Raw genomic sequence first — 718 nt, forward strand, 5'->3', positions numbered from 1 at the left:
ATGTCATTCCATTCATGAAGGATCTCTTCCTTGTTCCTGCCAAAACGATCAAGAGAAGGAATGTAAAGGATATCTCCTTTGCGGAGTTTTAACAATTAATACTGGGCTCGATCAAATTTGCTTATCGATGAAAATATCTCGTGGATCGATTTAGGAAAGTTCAGAACGTTATTTAGACAATTATATGTTTCATGAACTCGTTAACTTTAGGTCTCCCTCCCTTTCGGCCCCTAGCACTAGCTGCTTGTTGATAGATATCCATTAATAAAGGAACCCCAACTGTTGAAAAGACTAAATTGATTTTTAAATCAATCGCTACTTGCTCTAAATGGTTATCGAGCAGCTCATAGATGCTCTCTTATTCTTTCAAAAACGTTCGGAAAAGTGGCGGAAAAATCATGAATTCCTGCAATACAAGAAGTATAAATTCCATATTCTGGGCAATTTCTCTAAAGTTTTCGGAGAAGTTGGGCTAGTATTGGAGTCCTTATCGTTGTAAATCCGCATTTTCTTGACGATACCCCACTAAGGCTGTATAAATTCGTCCTCGATCCCCTGCTTTTTAGATGTAGCAGCCTGTGCAGCGACAGATTTTGCACCAGACCGGCTTCCTCCCACTATCAGCTTGACATAACCACACATTGTAGTATATATTTAATAATATTCTTAATTAAGGAGTTGGTTAATTGGCTGCGAAGGACTCACTCAGCCTCATCTT

The 718-nt window shown here is 38.9% G+C and carries 1 pseudogene; it reads right to left on the reverse strand.

From position 1 onward, the window contains the following. A pseudogene (locus ABHN01_RS25755) lies at nt 1-150 on the reverse strand (recombinase family protein); the annotation flags it as partial. Nucleotides 151-718 lie beyond the last annotated feature (568 nt).

Origin of the sequence: Fictibacillus sp. NRS-1165 (genome assembly GCF_050468105.1) — a bacterium.
Classification (GTDB): domain Bacteria; phylum Bacillota; class Bacilli; order Bacillales; family Fictibacillaceae; genus Fictibacillus_C; species Fictibacillus_C terrinigri.